Raw genomic sequence first — 20,340 nt, 5'->3', positions numbered from 1 at the left:
TTTCCGGGAACCGGCAATCAGCGGCGCTCCCGGTTGCGGCGATCGCGGGAACCAGGGGGTCGAGGATATGGGCAAGGCGCGCGACGCGAACATATCCGCACAATTCCTCGCTGCGTACCCCGAGCTGCTCGCCGAGGTCTCCGTGACCGGCCGGCTGCCCCGCCGCGAGGAGCTGGACGCGCTGCGCGATCTGGGCGAGAAGGCAGGCGAGTCCGGACACGGGCTGCGCGAGTTGATCGGCCTGTACGTCGCCGAGACCCGCCGGCTGTGGAGCGAGCTGCCCGGCGTGGCGAAGGCCGCGGGGGCGGGGGAGCGGGCCCGTACCGGAGACGCTGTGCTGGCGATACTCGAGGCCGCGGTGGCAGCGCTCGGCGAGGGCCATGACCGTGCCGTGCGGCTGGCGGTGCGGCAGGCGGAGGCGGAGCGGCGCGAGTTCATCGACGATCTGCTCTACGGGCGCAGTGACCCCGGCCGGCTGGCAGAGCGTGCCGAACGCTTCGGCCTGCGCCTGGCCCGCGCACACGCGGTGGCCGTGGCCTGCGGCGGGCCGGACGCCGCCGACGGCGGCTTCGACGACGTCCACCCGCTGGTGCGCCGGATCGAACGCGAACTGCTGGCCCGCTTCGGCGAGCGCGACGTGCTGCTGACCACCAAGGAAGGCCGCCTGGTGTGCGTCGCCGCCAACGACGAGCAGGCCGTACTCGACGCCTTCGCCACCCTCGCCGAGCGCCCGGGTCCCGGCCACACCGGCGCCCACCGCATCGCGGTCGGCCGCCCGCACAGCGGCCCCGGCGGGGTCGTACGCAGCTACGAAGAAGCCCTCGGCGCCCTCGACATCGCCGACAGCCTGGGCGTGCCCACCCGCCGCTTGAACGCCGTCGACCTGCTGGTCTTCCCCGTCCTGCTGCGCGACCGCGCCGCCATGGCCGACCTCGTACGCACCGTCCTCGGCCCGCTTTCGGACACCCGCGGCGGCGCCGGACCGCTGCTGGAGACCCTGCACGCCTGCGCCGCCTCCGGCTACGTCGGCGCCGAAGCCGCCCGCCGCCTGAACATCAGCGTCCGCACCCTCACCTACCGCCTGGCCCGCATCAACACCCTCACCGGCTACGACATCTCCGAAGGCCTGCACCGCTACACCCTGGAAACCGCCGCCATGGGCGCCCGCCTCCTCGGCTGGCCGGAAACGGAGCTTTAGCGGCGCCAAGGTGCACAATGCGCAGTTCCAGCTGCGCCCGCAGCGGCCCGGCGTGCTCCCGCAGCTGGATGCGTTACTCCCGGCACGTTGCCGCGCTCCGGGCAATCTGCGCCCCTCGTCCCGTCCGGTGGGACGCACGCCGCTCAACGCGGCGGGACACATCTGTTCTCGCGCGTATTCCGGGAGGTAGCGTGGTGGGCAAGTCCCCTGAGCGGAGGGCGATTCGATGCCGTGGTTCGTATGGCTGCTCGCCGCCGCGGCGCTCGGTGCCGCGGAGTTCCTCACGCTGACGCTCGTCTTCGGGCTGATGGCGGGCGCCGCACTGGTGGCCGCCGTGGTCTCCGGGGTGGGCATCGGCCTTCTCGGCCAGCTCGTGGCCCTCGGGGTGACGGCGGCGGGCGGCCTCCTCGTCTTTCGGCCGGTCGCGCTGCGGCATATGGCACAGCAGCCCCTCACCCGCGACGGAACCGACGCGCTGATCGGCAAGCGGGCCGAGGTCCTGCAGCAAGTCACCGCGACCCGGGGCCTGATCAAACTCTCCGGCGAGGAATGGTCCGCCCGGGCTCTCGACGACAGTCAGGTGATCCCGGTAGGGGCGTGGGTGGACGTCATGGAGATCGACGGCGCCACCGCGGTCGTCTACCCCCGCGAGCTACTTCCCTGAACGGCTGAGCACCGAGCGACGGAGGCAGTGTGGATCCAGTTCTCATCCCCATTCTCGTGGCGGCCATTGTCGTCGTCTTCCTCGTGGCCTCCAGCGTGCGGATCGTTCCGCAGGCGCGTCGCTACAACATCGAGCGGTTCGGCCGGTATCGCCGTACGCTGCAGCCCGGACTGAATCTCGTCCTGCCGGTGGCGGACCGGATCAACACCAAACTCGACGTGCGCGAGCAGGTGTACTCCTCCGACCCCAAGCCGGTGATCACCGAGGACAACCTCGTGGTGAACATCGACACGGTGCTGTACTACCAGATCACCGATCCGCGGTCGGCGGCGTACGAGGTGGCCGACTACCTGCAGGCGATCGATCAGCTCACGGTGACCACGCTGCGGAACGTCATCGGCGGCATGGACCTGGAGGAGACGCTCACCTCGCGCGAGGAGATCAACGCCCGGCTCCGCTCCGTACTCGACGACGCCACCGGGAAGTGGGGCATCCGGGTCAACCGCGTCGAGATCAAGGCCATCGACCCACCGCGCACGATCCAGGAAGCGATGGAGAAGCAGATGCGGGCCGAGCGGGACAAGCGGGCGGCCATCCTGCATGCGGAAGGCGAGCGGCAGGCCAAGATCCTCACGGCGGAGGGCACGAAGCAGAAGGACATCCTGGAGGCCCAGGGCACACAGCAGGCGATGATCCTGCGGGCGGACGGCGAGGCGAAGGCGGTGGAGCGAGTCTTCCAGGCGGTCCATCGCAACAACGCCGACTCGAAGGTCCTGGCCTACAAGTACCTGGAGACGCTCCCGCACCTGGCGCGCAGCGACAACAACACGTTCTGGGTGATCCCGGGAGAGCTGACCGAGGCGGTGCGCACCGTCACCACGGCGTTCGGCGACAAGTCAACGGCGGGACCTCCCGCGCCTCCGCAACCGGCGGAAGCCGCCACCGCTGACGCCGCCGACACGTCGGGTGAAGGCGCGACTCCGCAGCTCGAGGCAGGCTCGACGCTGGCGCTGGATGCTGCCGCGGCGGCCGACGAGGCGGCGAAGCAGGCTGCCGCCGCGGTGAACGACGCCAAGGCCGAGGCCGAAGCGGCACGGTCGCCCCAGGTGCCGGGCAAGAGGCAGACGTCCGGCGATTGACCCGCACGGCCGCCGTCACCGCCCCGCGGGGCAGCGCGCTCTTGACCCGGCGCGCCCGATAAGGAGCCTCAACAACGCGTAAGCAACGCACGCGCTGTCGACCACGACCGCCTGCTCCAGGATGCCGGCGGCATCCCCGTACACGGCAGCCAGCGCTCCGAGTGGGACGCGGGCTGCCGCTTCGACTTCCCCACCCCCGACTACCGCTGACACCTGCGCAGTTCGCGAAGTGGTGATCCTCAAGAAGATCGCTGAGACGGCGTCCGCTGACGCGTGTTCATTTGAGGGTTCCGCGGCGCGCGACGCCACGAAGACCAGCCGGCCTCACCGGCAGGCCCACGGCTTGGTCCCACGGGCCACTACCCTCACTCCCGATGAGTTTCGACGTCGGCATCCGCCGAGCCGCACCTGGCGATCTCGCCGCAGTAGCCGCGCTGCTGGCCCAGCTCGCACCGAGCTGGCACCCGGACGCGCCACCAGCCCCGCCGACGAGGCACGACGAGCAGGTCTGGAATGACCTCCTCGACCAGGACCACCGCATCGTGCTGGTCGCCACCGCACAGCAAGAAGTCATCGGCATCGCCGACCTCGTACTGGTCATCAGCCTGCTCGATGGAACCGCCCCGCACGCCATCCTGGACTATCTCGTGGTCAGCGATCGGTACCGCAACCAGGGAGTCGGCAAGGCACTGATCGCTGCCGTCGCCGACGCCGCCCAAGACTTCAGCTGCTGCCGGCTGGAACTCCTGTCATCCAAAGGACTGGCTCAGGCACACGCCTTCTACCGGGCCACGGGCTTCAAGCCCACCGCAGAAGGCTTCCGGCGCAACCTACCGGACCACCGCCAAGGCCCTCCGGGCACGACCTAGACGTCACCCTTGCACCATCCTTGGAGGCTGTCGGCGAGCTACTCGGTCGGCTCGGATTCCGTGGGCTGATCAGGCTTGCTGGTGCCGATCATGATGGCGACCTGAGTGCGGGAGCGGATGCCGAGTTTGGTGCGGATGTGCTCGGTGTGGGCGTCGGCGGTCCGTTTGGAGATCACCAGGCGTTCGGCGATCTGCCGGTTGCTGAGTCCCTCGGCGATGAGCCGGTACGGCGGCCGCCCGGCCGATGGCCAGCGCTGCCAGCTCCGGTACGGGGCGCGCGGCGCCGTCGCTGTACAGCCGGGTGAAGCGCTCCGCGCCGAGCGCCTGGATCAGAGTCTGCTCGCACTGGTCATGCAGGGCCTTGAGGCCCGGCTCGCCCCACAGCAGCTGCCCGATCTTGCGCCAGACCGCCCCGGCCCCGCCGAGCAGGGTCGCGGCGAGCTCGTGCTCCTCGTCCGCGGCCGTCGCCCACGCCAGATACTCGATGATGTTGCCCAGGCCCAGATCGTCGCCCTGCTCGATAATGGAGGGCAGGGCGGACCGGCCGAGATCCCGCGCCTCACCCATGCGGCCGAGGATCAGCAGGCACAGGACCTGTGTCGACCGCAACAGGTTGCGGTTGTAAGTCTCCTTCGGGATGTGCGCCAGGCTGTTCAGGCCTTGCTCCGTCGCTGCGAGCGCGCCCTGCGGGTCGCCGTGCGCCGCCTTCAGGAGCGTGATCGCGAGGCTGGTGGTTGTCCGTAAGAACGGATCGCCGGTGGTGCCGGCTCGCGCGTGCACCCGGACGCACTGCTCCACGGCCTCTTTCGTGGATCCCCAGATGGCTTCCCCCATCGCCTGGGTGTAGGCGGCGCGGGCGCGCAGGAAGTCGTCGTCGAGTTCGTCCGCGAGGGCGCGAAGCCGGACGACCCCTTCTGGATCGCCGGGTCGGACTGCAACGCGCCGAAGTAGGTGGGGTAGAACAGGGCGAGGCCATGGTCGTATGTCGTCCGCTTCGGCGGCCACCGCCCGGGTCGCCAGGCGCAGGAAGAAGTCATGGTGACGGGCAGCGAACACCTCGGTCCGGCCGCTGTGTTCCAGCCGCTCGGCGCCGTACTCCGCGAGCGTGTCCAGCAACCGGTACCGGTCCTCTTCGACGTCCTCGATCCGCTGCACCACGGACTTGTCGATCAGCCCGAGCAGCACCTCGATCACGTCGTGGCCGTCCAGCTCCCCGCCGTCGCACACGTCCTCGACGGCGACCATCGGGAAGCCACCGGCGAACACCGACAGCCGTGCCCACAGTTCCTGCTCCACCGGCGAGCACAGCTCGTGGCTCGACTCGATCGTGGCGCACAGCGTGGAGTGCCGCGCCTGCGCGGACCGGGCACCGGTAAGGATCTTCAGCCGGCTGTCGAGCCGGCGCAGGATCTGCTCCAGCGTCATCGTCCGCAGCCGCGCCGCGGCCAGTTCGATCGCCAGCGGTATCCCGTCCAGCCGCCGGCACAGGGCGATCACCTCGGCACGATTGTCATCGCTGAACACGAACGACGGCCGGGCCGCCTTGGCCCGCGCGACGAACAGCGCGACGGTGTCGTTACGGGCCTCGCTCGCGTCGCTGTCCGGCTCGGGCATCGGCGGCACCGGCAGGACGTACTCGCCGGGCAGCGACACCGGCTGCCTGCTGGTCAGCAACACCACCAGGTGCTGCGTATTGCGCACCAGGATGTCGACGAAGACCGCGACGGCATCCACCAGGTGCTCACACGTATCGAGCACCAGCAGGGCGCGCTTGTCGCGGAAGTACGCCAGCAGGGCGTCCATCGACTCCCTGGCCTCGGTCTCCGGCAGCCCGACGGCCGCGGCGACCGCGTTCGGCAGGAGATCGGCGTCCCGCAGACCGCTCAGCTCGACGAACGACACCCCGTCGGCCAGCTCGCCGCTCGCCCGGTGCCCGGCCCGCAGCGCAATCCGCGTCTTGCCGATCCCGCCCGGCCCCTTCAAAGTCACCACCCGGGCCTGTCGCAGCGCTTCGGCCACCGCCCGCAATTCGGCCCTGCGGCCGATGAAATCGGTGGGCTCGTACTGGGCGCCGGTCCGCGCCCACGCCCACGTGTCACCAGGGCTTGCCGTCACTGATCTCACCCTCCCCGAGGCGCGCCCGGCACCGTTCGTGCCAATGGGAGCGCCTTGAACCAGTCTGCCGCGGGAGGCAAACCGGCGGCCCACCCGTTCGGGGGACGAAGCGGCGCGGTCAGTGCTCTGAGCGGCTGTTGGCCGCCTCGCCTTCCTGGTATTCGCGTGGGGAGAGTCCGTGGAAGCGGGAGAAGGCGGCGCTGAATGTGGGGAGGTGGGCGTAACCGATCCGGCGCGCGACGGTGCTGGGCGGGGCGCCCCCGGCGAGCAGGTCGCGGGCGACGCGCATGCGGGCGGCGTAACGCCAGCGGCCGAGTGTCATCCCTGTCTCGTCGCGGAAAGCGCGGTGGATCTCGGCATGGACATCGACATCGTGCGTACCACCAGCCTCGACATCACGCGTCCCGCCGGGCTCGCCGATACGACGTAGGCACTCCATCGCGACTGCACGCGCGCGTGGATCGGTGGGCATCGGCACCGACAGCGCTCGCTGCGCGGCGACCTGTTCCGCGAAGAGGTCGAGGATGTGCCGGGGGTCGTGGTCGTCGGGACGCAGCGGGGACCGGGCGCTGATCGAGCAGAACATCAAGTAGTCGTCCCACGCGGGTGAGAACCGCACCTGCAGCGGCGCGGTCAGGTGGAGATCGGCGGTGCTCGCGTTGCCCAGCGGCAGGGAGACGGAGTTCTCGCGGAGGCCGGTGACATGCTCCAGCTTTGCCGGGATCCAGGTCGCCATGCCTCGCTCCCGCTCGTAGTGCTGGTCGCCGATGTCCAGGTACCCGCTGCCTCGGTACATCCAGCTGAGGACGTGGATGTCGTTGGTGTGTGACGGCGTGCTGGCCGCGGGCAGGATCTCAGGCGCGGCGGGCGTGTCCGTCTCGCGCATCATCCGGATCAGGTCGTCGGTCTGCCGTGCTGCCGCCGCCCGTTGGGTCAGCCGACCGGCGCCGGGCCGGGCGAACAGTCCCCGTCCGAACTCATGGGGGGTCAGTCCGAACTGTCCCTTGAAGGCCCGGGTGAGGCCGTTGCGGCTGGCGAAGCCCACCAGGGCGGCCACCTGGTCCACGTCGTAACCGGCGGCGAGGAACTCCACGGCGGCGCCGAGCCGGCAAAGCAGCCGCCACCGTTCGAACGTAAGGCCGGTGTCGGCGAGGAAGTCACGGCGAAGGGTGCGCGCGCTGCAGAGCACCCGCGCTGCCCATCGCTCGACGGTGAGGCCGAGCCCGGGGTCGTGCATCAGCTCCTCGGCGACCGCTCTGGCGCCGCGCGCTCGCGGCATCGCGGGCGAGGCGAACCCCGCTGGGCTTGCCGCTCGCCCGCCCACGGCGGGCGCCGGCGGGCGCGCGCCAGGGCGCCGAAGGAGCTCCTTGATGGCCTCGGGGGGATACCCGCGGCCGCTGAACGGGGTGACCTGCAGGTTGAAGAGCTGGATCAGCCAGTCCTGCCAGCCGCTGGGAATGTCGAACCGCGTCAGTGCCGGCGACCCCCGGACGCCGGCGCCGGCGTGGGGACACAGCGGGAAGGCGACCGTGCCCGGCTCGGTGGTGATCGCCCGCTCCGGCGGGCCGTCCGCGGGAATCCAGACGCCTTCGCCGGCCTCGAGGCGGAGCACCGGCCCTTCGTCGAGGCGCACGTGTGCCGTGCCGGTGCGCACCCACAGCAGCAGCGGTCGGAGGGGCGCGTCCACCGGACTCCACCGCGCGCCCGGAATCGGCGGAGGGGAGCCGGAACCGGTGGCGAACGATGAAGGCACGGCCATGTCCTAACTATGCGGCAGTCTGCGCACACGTTACGAGGTAAGGTTCGCCTAACCTTACCTGCGCGCGCCCTCCCGATGCCGGCGTGCGAATCCTTCCCTCGAAGCGATGAGAAAGTTTGGTTTCCCGCATGCCCAAGACCTCGCGCCGGCTCACCGTGCATCCGCCGACCCTGCGTGAGGTCGAGGTGGTCCGGAGCGTCGACCTCACCACGGGGATGCGGCGGGTCACGCTGAGCGGCGCACAACTGCGCACGTTCACCACCCCGGACGGCCTCGTGCGGCCGGCCTTCGAATCCGAGGGCTTCGACGACGACATCGGGCTCTACTTCCCGTACCCGGGGCAGAGCGATCCGGTGCTCCCGGTCCAGGGCGAGGCGAAGTTGATCGTGCCCAAAGATCCTCGACCGCTGTCGAGGGCCTACACGGTCCGCCGGTGGGACCCCCAGGCCGGCGAGCTGGACGTGGACTTCGTCAAGCACGGGGTGGGCGTGGGAACGACATGGGCCTATCGCGCCGGGCCGGGGGACCGGATCCACCTCAGCGGCCCGCGCACGTCGAAGGCGTTCCCGGTCGGCGCCGACTGGTGGCTCGTGGCGGGCGACGACACCGCACTCCCCGCGATCGGCCGCCTGCTCGACGAGCTCCCGTCCGACGCCCGGGCGCAGGTGTTCATCGAGATCGCCGAGGACGCCCACCGCCAGGAGCTGTGCAAGCTGCCCGGGGTGGACGTGACATGGCTGGTCCGCTCCGGCCCCGCGGCCGGGACCGGGTCTCCCCTCACCGAGGCCGTCCGCGGTACGCAGTGGTGGCCGGGTCAGACGTTCGTGTGGCTGGCCGGTGAGCACACGGCGGTACGGGACATCCGCCGGCACCTGGTCGAGGACCGTGGCGTGCCCAAGGAGGACATCGACTTCGCCGGCTACTGGCGCCGGTCCGCGGTCGTCGCCCTGGAGACCGACGGGGCGGTGCCCGACCCGGAGAGGACGGTCACCCCGTTCAAGAAGCTCCACGACCTGACCGAGCTCGTCGCGCCGATCGCGATCCGTACGGCCGTCGAGCTGGGCGTCCCCGACCTGATCTCCCGTGGCGTGACCGGCGTGGCCGAGCTGGCCGCCAAGGCCGGCGCCGACGAGCGCGCTCTGGGCAAGCTGCTGCGTTACCTGCACACCCTGGACGTGGTGACCGAGACGGAACCGTGTCGCTACGCCCTGACACCCGTCGGCGATGTCCTCACCCTCGACTTCATCGCCGACCGTCTCGACTCCGCCGGGGTGGTCGGCCGCGAGATGCTCGGGATTTACGGACTGACGGAGTCGGTCCGCACCGGGCGGGCCGCCTACGCCTCGGTCACCGGTCAGACCTTCGCCGAGGTGCGAGCCGAGCAGGACCACGAGGACCGTTACCTGGAGCGCCTGGCGAAGTTCCAGCCCGCACTGGCCGGCCCGATTGCCACGTCCGGCCTGCTCGCCGGAGTCCGGCATTTGGTGATCCACTCCGGTGGCGCCGGCGCGCACGCCCGTGAGTACGTCGCGGCCCACGAGAACCTGCGCGTGACGATCTGCGCCCTGCCCGCCCAGGCCGACTGGTTGCGCCGCGACCTGCCCGCCACGATCCCCGACGAGCGGGAGCGCACGCGGGTCAGCGTCCTTGAGCAGTCCGTCTTCGAGCCCGGCCCGGCAGCCGACGCCGTGCTCATCAGCCGCGCCTTCAAGACGCTGCCCGACGCCGACGCCGCTCACGCGCTGCGCCGTGCAGCCGAGAACCTCACCCCCGGCGGACGAGTGCTGCTGATCGAGGAGGTCTTCGACACCGACGACCTCGACGAGCACGACGGCGAGGAGGACCTGATCGGCCTGGTCTGCCACGGCTCCGGCCTCCGTACCGCGGCGGAGCTGGATGCCGTCATCGCCCGGGCCGGCCTCATGCGCAGGCCGGCGCGGACCGTCGGCATGGGCGTCACCGTCCACGAACTCGTCCGCGCCACCGCTGAGTAATCCCCTCCGTTCCCCTCCACCCCGGGAAACCCTCCCCGGGGAAGAAGAGAAAGACCACCACCATGAGCAGCACCCCCATAACGAGGCGCGGCACGGCCGTTGCCGCCGCGCTGATCAGCGCGGCGCTCCTGCTCACCGCTTGCGGCGGTGACGGCGACGACACCGGCGGCAAGGCCGCCGGGACCCGCGGCGACAACGCCGCAAAGACCCGCAGCGTCCGGGCCGAGAACGGCACCGTCGAGATCCCCGCCGAACCCCGGCGGATCGTCACGATCGGCAACACGAACTTCCCCTTCATCGATCTGGGGGGCAAGCCGGTGGGCGTCACCGAGGTGCCCGGCTCCGAACTCGACGTACTGCCGAAGGAACAGAAGACCGCGTACGAGGCGGCCGAGGTCGTCGGCAGCAGTGGTGGTGACGTGGACCTCGAGAAGCTCGCCGCCCTCAAGCCGGACCTCATCCTGGTCCAGTTCCACTCGAATGACTGGGACAAGGTCGGCAAGCGACTCGAGTCGATCGCCCCGACTGTGTTCTGGGGGCTCGACACCGAGTGGAAGGGCTTTACCAGCGAGATCGCCGAGGCCGGCAACGTCACGGACGAACTCGGCCGGCAGAAGGCGAAGTTCAAGAAGAAGGTCGCCAAGATCAAGGCGACCTACCGCAAGACCATCGACGACACCAAGTTCGTCGACGTCTCCCGGGGGGACTGGAGCGATCCCGGAACGTTCTACATCGCGGACATCGGCTGCTCCGAGATCGCCCGGGACGACATCGGCCTCGACCTGCCCGAGGCGGCCGAGGGCAAGGACCCCCTGGCGTACGAGTCCCTGCCGTTCGAGCAGATCGGTGAGCTGTCCAAGTACGACGTGATCACCTACCCCGTCGACGCCGAAGGCCGGCCGACCGAGCCCTTCGTGCCGGTGACCAAGACCAGCACCTGGAAGGCGCTGCCCACCGTGACCTCCGGTCGCGCGCTCGGAGTCTTCTGCCCCGGCAACAACTCCTACGGGCCGGTCCTGCGGTACCTGGACTCGTTCGACCGTGCTATGGCGACGCTCCCTCCGAAGTAGCACACCGTCGGCACCCTCACTCCGCAACAACGAAGGAAAAGAAGAACACGGCGATGACCTTGACACCCCTGAGGCGGCGCGGCACGACCCTTGCCGCCGCGATCGTAAGCGCTGCGCTCGTCCTCACCGCGTGCGGCGGCAGCCCCGAGGAGACACCGGCCGGCAAGCAGGGCGCCGCGAGCCAGACGCGCAGCTTCAAGGCCGACAACGGAACGGTCGAGATCCCCACCGACCCGAAGCGGGTCGTCGCGCTCGGCTCGCCGGAGACCTATCTGGCCCTCGGCGTAGAGCCCGTCGGACTCGGCGAGCGGGCCACAAAGAGAAACCTTGCCTGGCTCCCACCGGAGGCGGCGAAGGTCAATGAGTCGGTCGTCGAGGTCGGCGACGAGGTCGACTACGAGAAGGTCGCGGGCCTCAAGCCGGACCTCATCGTCGTCTATGAGCCCGAGCACGTGCTGACGGGAGACTCGTACAACGAGAAGAGGCTCCAGTCGATCGCCCCGACCGTCTTCATCGAACTCAGCAACGAGAGGTGGAAGACCCAGGTCAAGCGCCTCGCCGAGGTGGTCAACGCGGTGGACACCTTCGAGGCGGGCAAGGCCGAGTACGACGCGCTCATCTCCGACATCAAGGAAGAGCACGCCGAGGTCCTCAAGTCCACGACGTTCATGGCCCTGCAGCGCTGGGGAGGGAATTTCTCCCAGCAGGCCGGAACGCTCAGCCTGGAGTACCCCGGTTCGTACTGCACGTCCTATGCCGAGGACGCCGGCCTTGACATCGTCCCCGAGGCTCCGGCCAACGGAGATCTGGCCAAGGAGTTGTCCATGGAGAAGCTCGGCGACACCGTGGCGGACGCGGATGTGCTGCTCTATCCGCTGGAGGCCGACGGGAAGGTGAAGCCCGAGTTCGAGCCCGTGCTGGAGAGCAACATCTGGAAGTCGCTTCCGCAGGTGAAGGAGGGCCGGGCGCTCGGAGTCCAGTGCAACCAGACGTCGACTTACGCGAGCAAGGTCCCGAACGTGAAGTCGCTCAAGGAGAAGCTCGGAAGGTTGTCCGAGGCAGGATGAAGCTCGTGGATGAAAGGGCGGCGGCTCTCACCGCAGAGCCGCGGCCCTCGGTCTCCTATCGCCGCCGCCGTGTCGCCGGTCTTGTGGCGGCCCTCGCCGTGCTGTTCGTGGTGATGGTGCTCAGCGTCATGGTCGGCACCAAGTCGATTCCGGTGTCGGTGGCCTGGGACGCACTGGTCAACCCGTCTGCCGACCCTGACCAGTTCGCGGTCCGCGACTTCCGGCTGCCGCGCACGATCGTGGGTCTGGTCACCGGCGTCGCACTCGGTCTGTCGGGCGCGCTGATCCAGGCGCTCATCCGCAACCCCTTGGCCGATCCGGGTGTACTCGGCGTCCACGCCGGCTCGTCCTTCGCGGTGACAGTCGCCGTGGGCGTGCTCGGCGTCCGCGACGCGCAGGGCTACATGGGGTTCGCGTTCGTGGGCGCGCTGATCGTCACGCTCCTGGTGCTCGCCCTCGGGTCGACACGGAAGGGCTCCTCGCCGGTGGTCATGGTGCTCGCCGGGGTCTGTGTCGGCGCCGTGCTCGGCGGCGTCAGGGAGGCGCTCCAGCTGACCAACCCGGATGCCTTCGACGCGATGCGGTACTGGAACGCCGGGTCGATCACGGGTCGCCCGCTCGACGTCCTGTGGCCGATCCTGCCGTTCTTCGCGGTGGCACTCATCCTGGCCTTCGCGGTGTCGGGCCCGCTCAACGCGCTGGCTCTGGGTGATGAGCTTGCGGTCGCCCAGGGGGTCCGGCTGGGACGCACGCGTGTGCTCGCGGTGATCGCACTCACCCTGCTTGCCGGTGGCGCCACCGCGATCGCGGGCCCCATCGGATTCGTCGGACTCATGGTGCCGCACGTGGCCCGCTGGATCGTCGGCCCGGACCAACGCTGGATCTTCGCCTACAGCGTCCTCCTCGCCCCGAGCCTGCTGCTGGCCTCCGACATCCTCGGCCGCGTCGTGATACGACCCGGCGAGATCCCCGTGGGTATCGTCACCGCCTTCGTCGGCGCTCCCGTCCTCGTCGTGCTGGTGCGGCGCAAGAAGGCGAGCGGACTGTGAACACGAACAGGCGCCCTTTGCGGGCGGAAGAAGGCGAGCCGACTGTGAAGCCGGGCACGCCCACTCCGCGGGTGGACTTCGGGCGGCCGGTGCTGGTGCTGCGGCGCCGGCGGATCGCGGTCCGGCTCCAGTGGCGCTCGGTCGTCGTCTGCACGGTGCTCGCGCTCGCGGTCGCCGCTATGGCGGTGGTCGCGCTGATGACCGGCTCGTACGCGCTGAGTCCCGGGCAGGTGCTCGCCGCACTGACCGGCCGGGAGACCGGCTTCGTCCAGGAGCTCGTGGTCGAGTGGCGGCTGCCCCGGGTGGCCGCGGCGCTGGTGTTCGGCGCGGCTCTGGGCGTGAGCGGGGCGGTCTTCCAGTCGCTGCTGCGCAACCCGCTCGCCGACCCCGGCATCATCGGGTTCGCCCAAGGCTCCTACACCGGCGCGCTGGTCGTGATCCTGGTCGTCAACGGCACCTACGCGCAACTGGCCGGCGGGGCGCTGCTGGGCGGGATGGCCACCGCCCTGGCCGTGTACGTGCTCGCCTACCGGCGAGGGGTGAAGGGGTTCCGGCTGATCGTCGTCGGCATCGGCGTATCGGCGATGCTCGATTCGCTCAACACCTGGCTGATCCTCAAGGCCGACCTCGACCAGGCGATGTCCGCGGCCGCCTGGGGTGCCGGGTCGCTCAACGGCGTGTCCTGGAACCAGGTCGTGGTCGGCGGCGCCTGCATCGCCGTACTCCTGCTGCTGGCCGGGATGTTGAGCCGGCCGCTGCGGCAGATGCAGCTGGGCGACGAAGTGGCCGCCTCGCAAGGGGTACGGGTCTCGCCCGTACGCCTGGGCCTGATCCTGGTGGGAGTGGCGCTGACGGCGACGGTCACGGCCGCGTCGGGACCGATCCTGTTCGTCTCCCTGGTCGCCCCGCAGATCGCACACCGGCTCGTCCGCAGCGCGGGAATCACCCTCGCTCCCGCCGCCTTCGTCGGGGCGCTGCTGTGCCTGGTGTCGGACTACCTCGCCCAGCACATCGCCCCCACCCCGCTGCCGGTCGGCATCATCACCGTCGTGCTCGGCGGCGGCTACCTCGGATACCTGCTGTTCACCGAAGCAAGGAGACGCCTGTGAGCGCGAACCCGCCCGGCACCGCGCGCCTGAGTGTGGAGTCGGCGACGATCGGCTACGACAAGCGGATCATCTCCGAACACCTCTCGGTGGCGATCCCCGACGAGTCGTTCACGGTCATCGTCGGCCCCAACGCGTGCGGCAAGTCCACCCTGCTGCGCGGCCTGTCCCGACTGCTGAAGCCGTCGGCCGGGCGTGTCGTCCTCGACGGCGGCGACATCAACTCGTACAAGACCCAAGAGGTGGCGCGGCGGGTCGGACTGCTGCCGCAGAGCTCGATCGCCCCGGACGGGATCACCGTCGCCGACCTGGTGGCCCGGGGACGGTACCCCCACCAGGGGTTCATCCGGCAGTGGACCGAGGCCGACGAGCGGGCCGTGCTCAGGGCGATGCGCCAGACCTCGGTCACCGGCCTTTCCGGGCGGCCGGTGGACGAGCTGTCGGGCGGGCAGCGCCAGCGCGTGTGGGTGGCGATGGCGCTCGCGCAGCACACCGACATCATGCTGCTCGACGAACCGACCACCTTCCTCGACATCACCCACCAGATCGAGCTCCTTGAGCTGTTCACCGACCTTCACCACGCCGGCCACACCCTGGTCGCGGTACTGCACGACCTGAACCACGCCGCCCGCTACGGCACCCACCTGATCGCCATGAAGGACGGCGCCGTGGTCACCGAGGGCACTCCGGACGACGTCGTCACGGCCGAACTGGTCGAGGAGGTGTTCGGTCTGCGCTGCCTGGTGACGCGCGATCCGGTGGCCGGCAGCCCACAGGTGGTGCCGCTCGGCCGCGAACGAACCCGGCACCGGTCCGCTGACACCACCGATGCGGAGAGCGCGATACATGTCTGATCCGGCTGTCGAGAAGCTGTCGACCGGTGAGTGGAGTCCGGAGAGGTTCAGACGACATCTCCAGGAGACAGGTACACCGCTTGTCGAGCGGGTCTGTGCGGACGAGGTGGAGGTGACCTTCGTCGACGAGCCCGGAGCCGACTCGACGGTCACCCTCTCGGTGGTGATCGGCCCCAGAGTCGGCTTCAACCCGATCGGCACGGAGTTCACCTCGGTGGCGGGCACCCCGTTTCGCGTGCTCACCCTGCGGATACGTTCCGACCTGCGCTTCTCGTACGTGTTCACACGACGTGGGCCGACGGGTACGGGCGCGGTCGAGCAGGTCCCGGACCCGTTCAACCCGCCGCCGAGGTTCTCGGAGTGCTCGGTGGAGCGGTTCTCCGGGGCCTCGGCGGCCGTGCTGCCCGACGCGGCGCCGTTGCCCTGGCTCGACCAGGCCGAAGCGCGGCCGGCCCCGGCGATGGACTCCGCCGTGCTGGCGAGTGAGTTCCTGGGCAACGAACGCCGCATCTGGGTCTCGATGCCCCCTGGCGAGCCCTCGGACGACAGCGCACTGCCCTTCGTGATCCACCTGGACGGGACACCGGAACACAGTGCGCCGAGCGTGCGTGACGCCCTGGTCGAGGCAGGGCTGATCCGGCCCTGTGCGGTGGTCCTCGTCGACCAGCTCGGACAGCAGCGCTACAAGGAGCTGCTCTGCGATCCGGCGTTCTCCCGGATGCTGGTCGAAGAACTGCTGCCGTGGCTCCACCGCCGGTATCCGCTCGCGCGCGACCCCGCCGACGTGGCGCTGGCCGGTGAGAGCTTCGGCGGCTTGTGCGCCGGCTGGACAGCGCTGCATCACCCCAGTGCCTTCGGCAACGCCATCCTCCAGTCCCCGTCGTGCGGGTACCACCCCGACCTCACGTGGGGCACCGGAGCCGGCGAGCTGCTGCGGCGCACCCCCGTACCGACACTGATCGCCGACTACCTCGCCGCGGAAACGGCGCCGGTCCGCGTCTTCCACGACGTCGGTGAGCTGGAGGGATCGAACACTCACAGCCGGTGGCTGGACCACGTGCTCGCCACGAAGGGCTACGACACCCGCTACCGGGAGTTCGCCGGCGGACACGACTACGCATGGTGGCGGGGACTCTTCGCCGACGCCCTGCTCTGGTGCTTCCCGCTCAAGAGCAGGGACGGGAGCCACGCGTGAGCGACTCCTCGTGTGTCGCGGGCGCCGACACCGCAGGACTGGGGCGAGGACCTCTGACCCGCCGGCTGCTCGTGCTGCTGCAGGCGCCCCCCGAACCGGTCGAGGCTCCTGCGTTCGAGGCCGGGCCGGGGATGACGCCGGGGCGGTTCCTGCTGCGGGCGATCTTCTCGGTGAAGCGGGTCACCGTCCCGGCGATGCTCCTCGCGGTCGTGTGGCAGGTGGGCGAGTCGGCGGTCCCCGTGGCCATGGGTGTCGCCATCGACCGGGCGCTCGCGACCGGGAACGCGGCGCAGCTCGTGCTGTGGCTCGGCGTGCTGGTGGCCCTGTACATCGCGTTGACGGTGGCGGCGAAGCTGGCGAACCGGCTGACCTCGTATGCGGTGCAGCTGCTGCAGCACCGGCTGCGGAGCACCCTGTCGACCGCCGTGCTGCATCCGGTCGGCGGCGCGGCCCGGGCGCCGGACGGCAGCGTCGTCTCGGTGATGACCAGCGATGTCGCCCGCCTGGCCAACGCGGTGATCCTGCTGATCATGCCGGTCTCGAGGATCGCGGCTATCGGGTTCATCGCCGTATCGCTGCTGGCGACGCACTGGCTGCTGGGGCTCGTGGTGCTGCTCGGAGCGCCTGCCGCGGTGTGGCTGATGGGCGTGCTCAGCGAGCGGCTCTCAAGGGACACCCGCGCGTACCAGGAGCTCTTGGCCTCCACCGTCGGGCGGGCCACGGATCTGGTCGCGGGCTACCGGGTGGTCAAGGGGATACGCGCCGAGGCCGAGGCGACCAGGAGGTACCGGCAGGCGAGCCAGGAGACCCTCGTCGGGGCCCAGCGCAACGCGGGGCTCCTTGGGAGGTTCCTCGTGGGCTCGGGTGCGGTCAGCGGCGTGTTCGTCGCCGCCGTGATGGGGCTGGCGGGCTGGTTTGCCGTGGACGAGCGGCTGAGCATCGGCGAGTTGATCGCCGCCGTCGGCCTCACGCAGGCGCTGCTGCCGCAGATCCAGTCGATCGCGAGAGTGTCCATCCCCAACCTCGCCGGGGCCCGCGCCGCGTCCGCGCGCGTCATCGACGTGCTGCGCGGCAACGGCAGTCAGAAGCCAGGACAGGACGACGCGATACGGGCGGAGGTCGTTGCGCCGCTGCCCGTACTGGAGGTGGCCGCGCCGGCTGCGACGATCCGGGTGGACCCGGGCGAGCTCGTGGGAGTGCGCGCCGACGACCGGACCGCCGCCCGCATCGCGCGGGCGCTCCTCGACCCGCGCGCCTGCAGTGAGGTGGAGGCGCGGCTCGACGGGCTTCCGGCACGAGAGCTGACCGCGCAGGAATACCGCTCCCGGGTCACGGTCGCCCCGCACCGGGCCACACTGTTCAGCGGAACGATCCGCGACAACCTCACCGCCGGCGCCGGCGGGTCCGAGCTGGTCGATGCCGCGGTGCGAGCCGCGGCGTGCGACGACTTCGCCGCCGACCTCGGCCTCCCGGTCGGCGAGGACGGCAACCGCCTCTCCGGCGGTCAACGCCAGCGGATCGCGCTCGCCCGCGCACTGGCGAGCGACGCACCGGTACTCGTGCTGCACGACCCGACCACGGCGGTGGACCCGGTCACCGAGCACGCGATCGCGGAGCGTCTGCCCGGCGTCCGCGCGGGCCGCTCGACGCTGCTGATCGCCTCGTCCCGGGTGCTGCTCGGACGCTGCGACCGCGTCGTCGACCTGTCCGAGGAGGCACCCCTGCAAGACGGCGACGCACCCCTGCACGGAAGGACGGTGGGATGAACGTGGCATCCGCTGCGACCGGGCACGCGCTGCCCGTCGCGGGCGGCCGGGCGACGGCCAGGGAGGTGTGGCTGCTCAGCCGCGGAGACCGGCTCCGGCTCACCGCCGTCGGCTTGGCCGGGATCGTCAGCACCGCCGTCGACCTGATCCCGCCGGTGGCGATCGGATATCTCGTCGACCGGGTGCAGGCGGGCACCGCGGATCTCGGCACCGTGCTCACGGTCACGGGCGTGATGGCGCTGTCGGCCGTCCTCGGTGCCGCAGGCACCGCGGTGACGATCGCGCACGCCACCCGCATCTACCACACCGTCCTCGCCGCGCTGCGCGAGCGGCTGGTGAGCCGCGCGATGCTGCTCCCACAGCACCTCGTCGAGCGCGCCGGTACCGGGGACCTGATATCCCGGTCCAGCGACGACGTCACGGCCGTCGCCGATGCCGCCCCCGCGGTGATCCCCGCGTTCACCGTCACCGCGTTCACCATCGTCGTGTCGCTGGCCGGGCTCGCGGCCCTGGAGTGGCCCTATGCGGCCGCGTTCGCCGTCGTACTGCCCGTCTACGCGCTCGCCATGCGGTGGTACCTGCGCATCGGGCCTCGGGTGTACCGGGCCGAGCGCGCGGCGATGAGTGCGCGTGCCCAGCAGATCCTCGAGTCCCAGCGCGGTTACGCCACCGTGCTCGGCTTCGGGCTCGCCGAGCACCGTCATCGCGCCGTGCTGACGGACTCCTGGGGTGTCGCGGTGCAGTCGATCCGGGCACGCACCGTGCAGAGCATGCTCAACGCCCGGCTCAACCTCGGCGAATGCCTGAGCCTGGCCGCCGTGCTCGTCGTCGGCTTCGTCCTTGTCGACCATGGGCTTTCGACTGTCGGCGGAGCCACGACCGCCATGTTGCTCGTGCTGCGGCTGCTGGGGCCCGTCAACCAGCTGCTGTTCGTCTTCGACACCCTTCAGTCGGCCCTCGCCTCGCTGAGCCGCATGATCGGAGTGGTCACCATCCCGACGCTGGAAGCGGCCGACGCGTCGACGACGCCGGCCGACCCGGCAGACGTTACGGAGACAGCAACCGCCGTCCGGCTCCGCGGGGTCGCGTTCCACTACGCCGACGGTCCACCCGTACTCGACGACATCGACCTCGACATCGCCGCCGGCCAGCACCTCGCGATCGTCGGCCCGTCCGGGGCAGGGAAGACCACGCTCGCCTCCGTGATCGCGGGCGTTCACCCGCCTGACGACGGGACCGTGAACCGGCCCCGCCGCACCGCGGTGATCTCCCAGGAAGTACACGTGTTCGCCGGGACGCTGCGAGAGAACCTCACGCTCGCCGCCCCCGCCGCCACCGACCGCGACGTCCGCGCCGCGCTCGAAACCACCGGCGCAGCCGATCTACTGGACCTGTCGGCGGATGCCCTCGACACGGTGCTCGGCATCGGCGGACATCCGCTCACCGAGGCACAGGCGCAACAGCTCGCCCTGGCCCGCCTGCTCCTCTCCGACCCCGAGCTGGCGATCCTCGACGAAGCCACCGCCGAGGCCGGTTCCGCCCACGCCGAGCGGCTCGACCGCGCCTCGGAAGCGATCCTCGCCGGCCGGACCGGCATCGTGATCGCTCACCGCCTCGCCCAAGCCGCCACGTGCGACCGGATCGTGGTCATGGACGCCGGCCGCGTCATCGAGACCGGCTCCCATGACGAACTCCTCACCGCCGGCGGCACATACGCCCGGCTGTGGGCGGTGTGGCAAGCCGGGCAACACATCAGCGCGAGCAGGTGAGGGCGGCGCGCCGGGTCGGCTCCGGCCTCGAACCCAACGGTCGGCCTCCGTGCCCGGGGGAGGTCACCGGTCTTTCTCCAGCGTGAACAGGTTCATCCGGTACGAGTTGACGGCGGGCGGGACCAGGCGCGCCAGCAAGGGCATGCCGTAACGGTGGCGCCAAGGCCAGGTGCGGGCCACGTCCGGCTGCGGGGTGGCAAATGTCCTGCTCTCACGCAGCCTCAGCCCCCAGCCCTCCAAGTGCTTCGGGTCGTCGCAGGTCCAGGTCATCCGTGCGTCGACGGTCTTGAACACCGGGTTGCGGTCCTGGTTGCGCATCATGGCACCGCCGCCGGTCCGCGCGACCTGTTCGAACCAGTCGGTGTCCAGTACCGAGGCCGCGGGGTCGTGGTCCGCTCGGTGTCGGTGAAGAACCGCCGCCGCAACTGGACGGTGTCCGGCAGATCGAGGTCGAACCAGCGCGCCTGCCCGTTGTCGAGGCGGTGCGAACGGGTGCCGAGCCCTGCTCCGAGTTCGATCACGGTGCCGTCGGCGTGTTCGGCGAGGAACTGTCCGACCCACCCGTCGAAGATCGCACTGCGCAGCACGGAGCCGCCGAGGGAAGGGCCGGGGAACTTGGCGAAGTCGTAGTCGATCCTCTCGACCATGGTGCGCGCTCGGTCGTCCCGCAGCGGAATGAGCAGCGTCTCCTGCACAGTGCCCAGCCGCACGCTCTCCTTGGCCACA

The 20,340-nt window shown here is 70.5% G+C and carries 17 protein-coding genes and 2 pseudogenes; 14 read left to right on the top strand and 5 right to left on the bottom strand.

All coding sequences use genetic code 11. From position 1 onward, the window contains the following. Positions 1-67 precede the first annotated feature (67 nt). The 5 genes and pseudogenes from ACNNMR_RS01975 to ACNNMR_RS01955 all read left to right on the top strand — a co-directional run bounded on the left by ACNNMR_RS01975 (position 68) and on the right by ACNNMR_RS01955 (position 3,870). Positions 68-1,198 carry a PucR family transcriptional regulator gene (locus tag ACNNMR_RS01975; RefSeq protein ID WP_419992716.1) on the top strand — a complete coding sequence of 377 codons (1,131 nt, stop codon included), beginning with the start codon at positions 68-70 and terminating at the stop codon, positions 1,196-1,198. Between the two features lie 226 nt (positions 1,199-1,424). Continuing rightward, positions 1,425-1,862, top strand: coding sequence for an NfeD family protein (locus ACNNMR_RS01970; protein WP_419992715.1), 438 nt, complete (start codon positions 1,425-1,427; stop codon positions 1,860-1,862). 29 nt (positions 1,863-1,891) lie between these two features. Further along, the gene (locus tag ACNNMR_RS01965; protein ID WP_419992714.1) at positions 1,892-3,001 is read left to right on the top strand and encodes an SPFH domain-containing protein; all 1,110 of its coding nucleotides are present in this window, start codon (positions 1,892-1,894) and stop codon (positions 2,999-3,001) included. A 111-nt stretch (positions 3,002-3,112) separates the two neighbouring features. Next, positions 3,113-3,211: pseudogene (locus ACNNMR_RS01960) on the top strand (flavodoxin family protein); the annotation flags it as partial. Positions 3,212-3,375: 164 nt separating this feature from the next. Further along, positions 3,376-3,870, top strand: a complete 495-nt coding sequence (locus ACNNMR_RS01955; RefSeq protein WP_419992713.1) for a GNAT family N-acetyltransferase — start codon at positions 3,376-3,378, stop codon at positions 3,868-3,870. A 38-nt stretch (positions 3,871-3,908) separates the two neighbouring features. On the opposite strand, the gene ACNNMR_RS01950 is transcribed toward ACNNMR_RS01955, so the two are convergent. From ACNNMR_RS01950 to ACNNMR_RS01940, 3 genes and pseudogenes are all read right to left on the bottom strand, one after another. Beyond that, positions 3,909-4,046 carry a LuxR C-terminal-related transcriptional regulator gene (locus ACNNMR_RS01950; RefSeq protein WP_419992712.1) on the bottom strand — a complete coding sequence of 46 codons (138 nt, stop codon included), beginning with the start codon at positions 4,044-4,046 and terminating at the stop codon, positions 3,909-3,911. Positions 4,047-5,262: 1,216 nt separating this feature from the next. After that, positions 5,263-5,889, bottom strand: a pseudogene (locus ACNNMR_RS01945) (ATP-binding protein); the annotation flags it as partial. Positions 5,890-6,103: 214 nt separating this feature from the next. Beyond that, positions 6,104-7,672: a helix-turn-helix domain-containing protein gene (locus ACNNMR_RS01940; protein WP_419992711.1), complete on the bottom strand. Its 1,569-nt coding sequence runs from the start codon at positions 7,670-7,672 to the stop codon at positions 6,104-6,106. Positions 7,673-7,872: 200 nt separating this feature from the next. Here ACNNMR_RS01940 and ACNNMR_RS01935 point away from each other — a divergent pair, with 200 nt between their 5' ends. From ACNNMR_RS01935 to ACNNMR_RS01895, 9 genes are all read left to right on the top strand, one after another. Beyond that, positions 7,873-9,738 (top strand): SIP domain-containing protein, encoded by a 1,866-nt coding sequence (locus ACNNMR_RS01935; RefSeq protein ID WP_419992710.1) that lies wholly within the window; start codon positions 7,873-7,875, stop codon positions 9,736-9,738. A gap of 62 nt (positions 9,739-9,800) precedes the next feature. Continuing rightward, positions 9,801-10,808, top strand: coding sequence for an ABC transporter substrate-binding protein (locus ACNNMR_RS01930; protein WP_419992709.1), 1,008 nt, complete (start codon positions 9,801-9,803; stop codon positions 10,806-10,808). Positions 10,809-10,861: 53 nt separating this feature from the next. Further along, positions 10,862-11,875: an ABC transporter substrate-binding protein gene (locus tag ACNNMR_RS01925; RefSeq protein WP_419992708.1), complete on the top strand. Its 1,014-nt coding sequence runs from the start codon at positions 10,862-10,864 to the stop codon at positions 11,873-11,875. After that, positions 11,872-12,924 carry a FecCD family ABC transporter permease gene (locus tag ACNNMR_RS01920; protein ID WP_419992707.1) on the top strand — a complete coding sequence of 351 codons (1,053 nt, stop codon included), beginning with the start codon at positions 11,872-11,874 and terminating at the stop codon, positions 12,922-12,924. The genes ACNNMR_RS01925 and ACNNMR_RS01920 overlap by 4 nt, the downstream gene beginning before the upstream one ends. 71 nt (positions 12,925-12,995) lie before the next feature. Then, positions 12,996-14,033: a FecCD family ABC transporter permease gene (locus ACNNMR_RS01915; protein WP_420000239.1), complete on the top strand. Its 1,038-nt coding sequence runs from the start codon at positions 12,996-12,998 to the stop codon at positions 14,031-14,033. Next, positions 14,030-14,884, top strand: a complete 855-nt coding sequence (locus tag ACNNMR_RS01910; RefSeq protein WP_419992706.1) for an ABC transporter ATP-binding protein — start codon at positions 14,030-14,032, stop codon at positions 14,882-14,884. Before ACNNMR_RS01915 ends, ACNNMR_RS01910 begins: the two co-directional genes overlap by 4 nt. Beyond that, a complete protein-coding gene (locus ACNNMR_RS01905; protein WP_419992705.1) occupies positions 14,877-16,079 on the top strand; it encodes an alpha/beta hydrolase in 1,203 nt (400 codons plus the stop codon). Before ACNNMR_RS01910 ends, ACNNMR_RS01905 begins: the two co-directional genes overlap by 8 nt. Next, positions 16,076-17,845 carry an ABC transporter transmembrane domain-containing protein gene (locus ACNNMR_RS01900; RefSeq protein ID WP_419992704.1) on the top strand — a complete coding sequence of 590 codons (1,770 nt, stop codon included), beginning with the start codon at positions 16,076-16,078 and terminating at the stop codon, positions 17,843-17,845. Before ACNNMR_RS01905 ends, ACNNMR_RS01900 begins: the two co-directional genes overlap by 4 nt. Continuing rightward, positions 17,842-19,614 (top strand): ABC transporter ATP-binding protein, encoded by a 1,773-nt coding sequence (locus ACNNMR_RS01895; protein ID WP_419992703.1) that lies wholly within the window; start codon positions 17,842-17,844, stop codon positions 19,612-19,614. The genes ACNNMR_RS01900 and ACNNMR_RS01895 overlap by 4 nt, the downstream gene beginning before the upstream one ends. 63 nt (positions 19,615-19,677) lie before the next feature. On the opposite strand, the gene ACNNMR_RS01890 is transcribed toward ACNNMR_RS01895, so the two are convergent. Together ACNNMR_RS01890 and ACNNMR_RS01885 are read right to left on the bottom strand one after the other, a co-directional pair. After that, the gene (locus ACNNMR_RS01890) at positions 19,678-19,935 is read right to left on the bottom strand and encodes a hypothetical protein (RefSeq protein ID WP_419992702.1); all 258 of its coding nucleotides are present in this window, start codon (positions 19,933-19,935) and stop codon (positions 19,678-19,680) included. Then, positions 19,932-20,339, bottom strand: coding sequence for a class I SAM-dependent methyltransferase (locus ACNNMR_RS01885; protein WP_419992701.1), 408 nt, complete (start codon positions 20,337-20,339; stop codon positions 19,932-19,934). Before ACNNMR_RS01885 ends, ACNNMR_RS01890 begins: the two co-directional genes overlap by 4 nt. Position 20,340: the final 1 nt, after the last annotated feature.

It is taken from the genome of Streptomyces boninensis, from assembly GCF_048572725.1.
GTDB lineage: Bacteria > Actinomycetota > Actinomycetes > Streptomycetales > Streptomycetaceae > Streptomyces > Streptomyces boninensis.
Note: the sequence above shows the minus strand (reverse complement) of the source record. Positions and strands in the feature narration are given on the sequence as shown.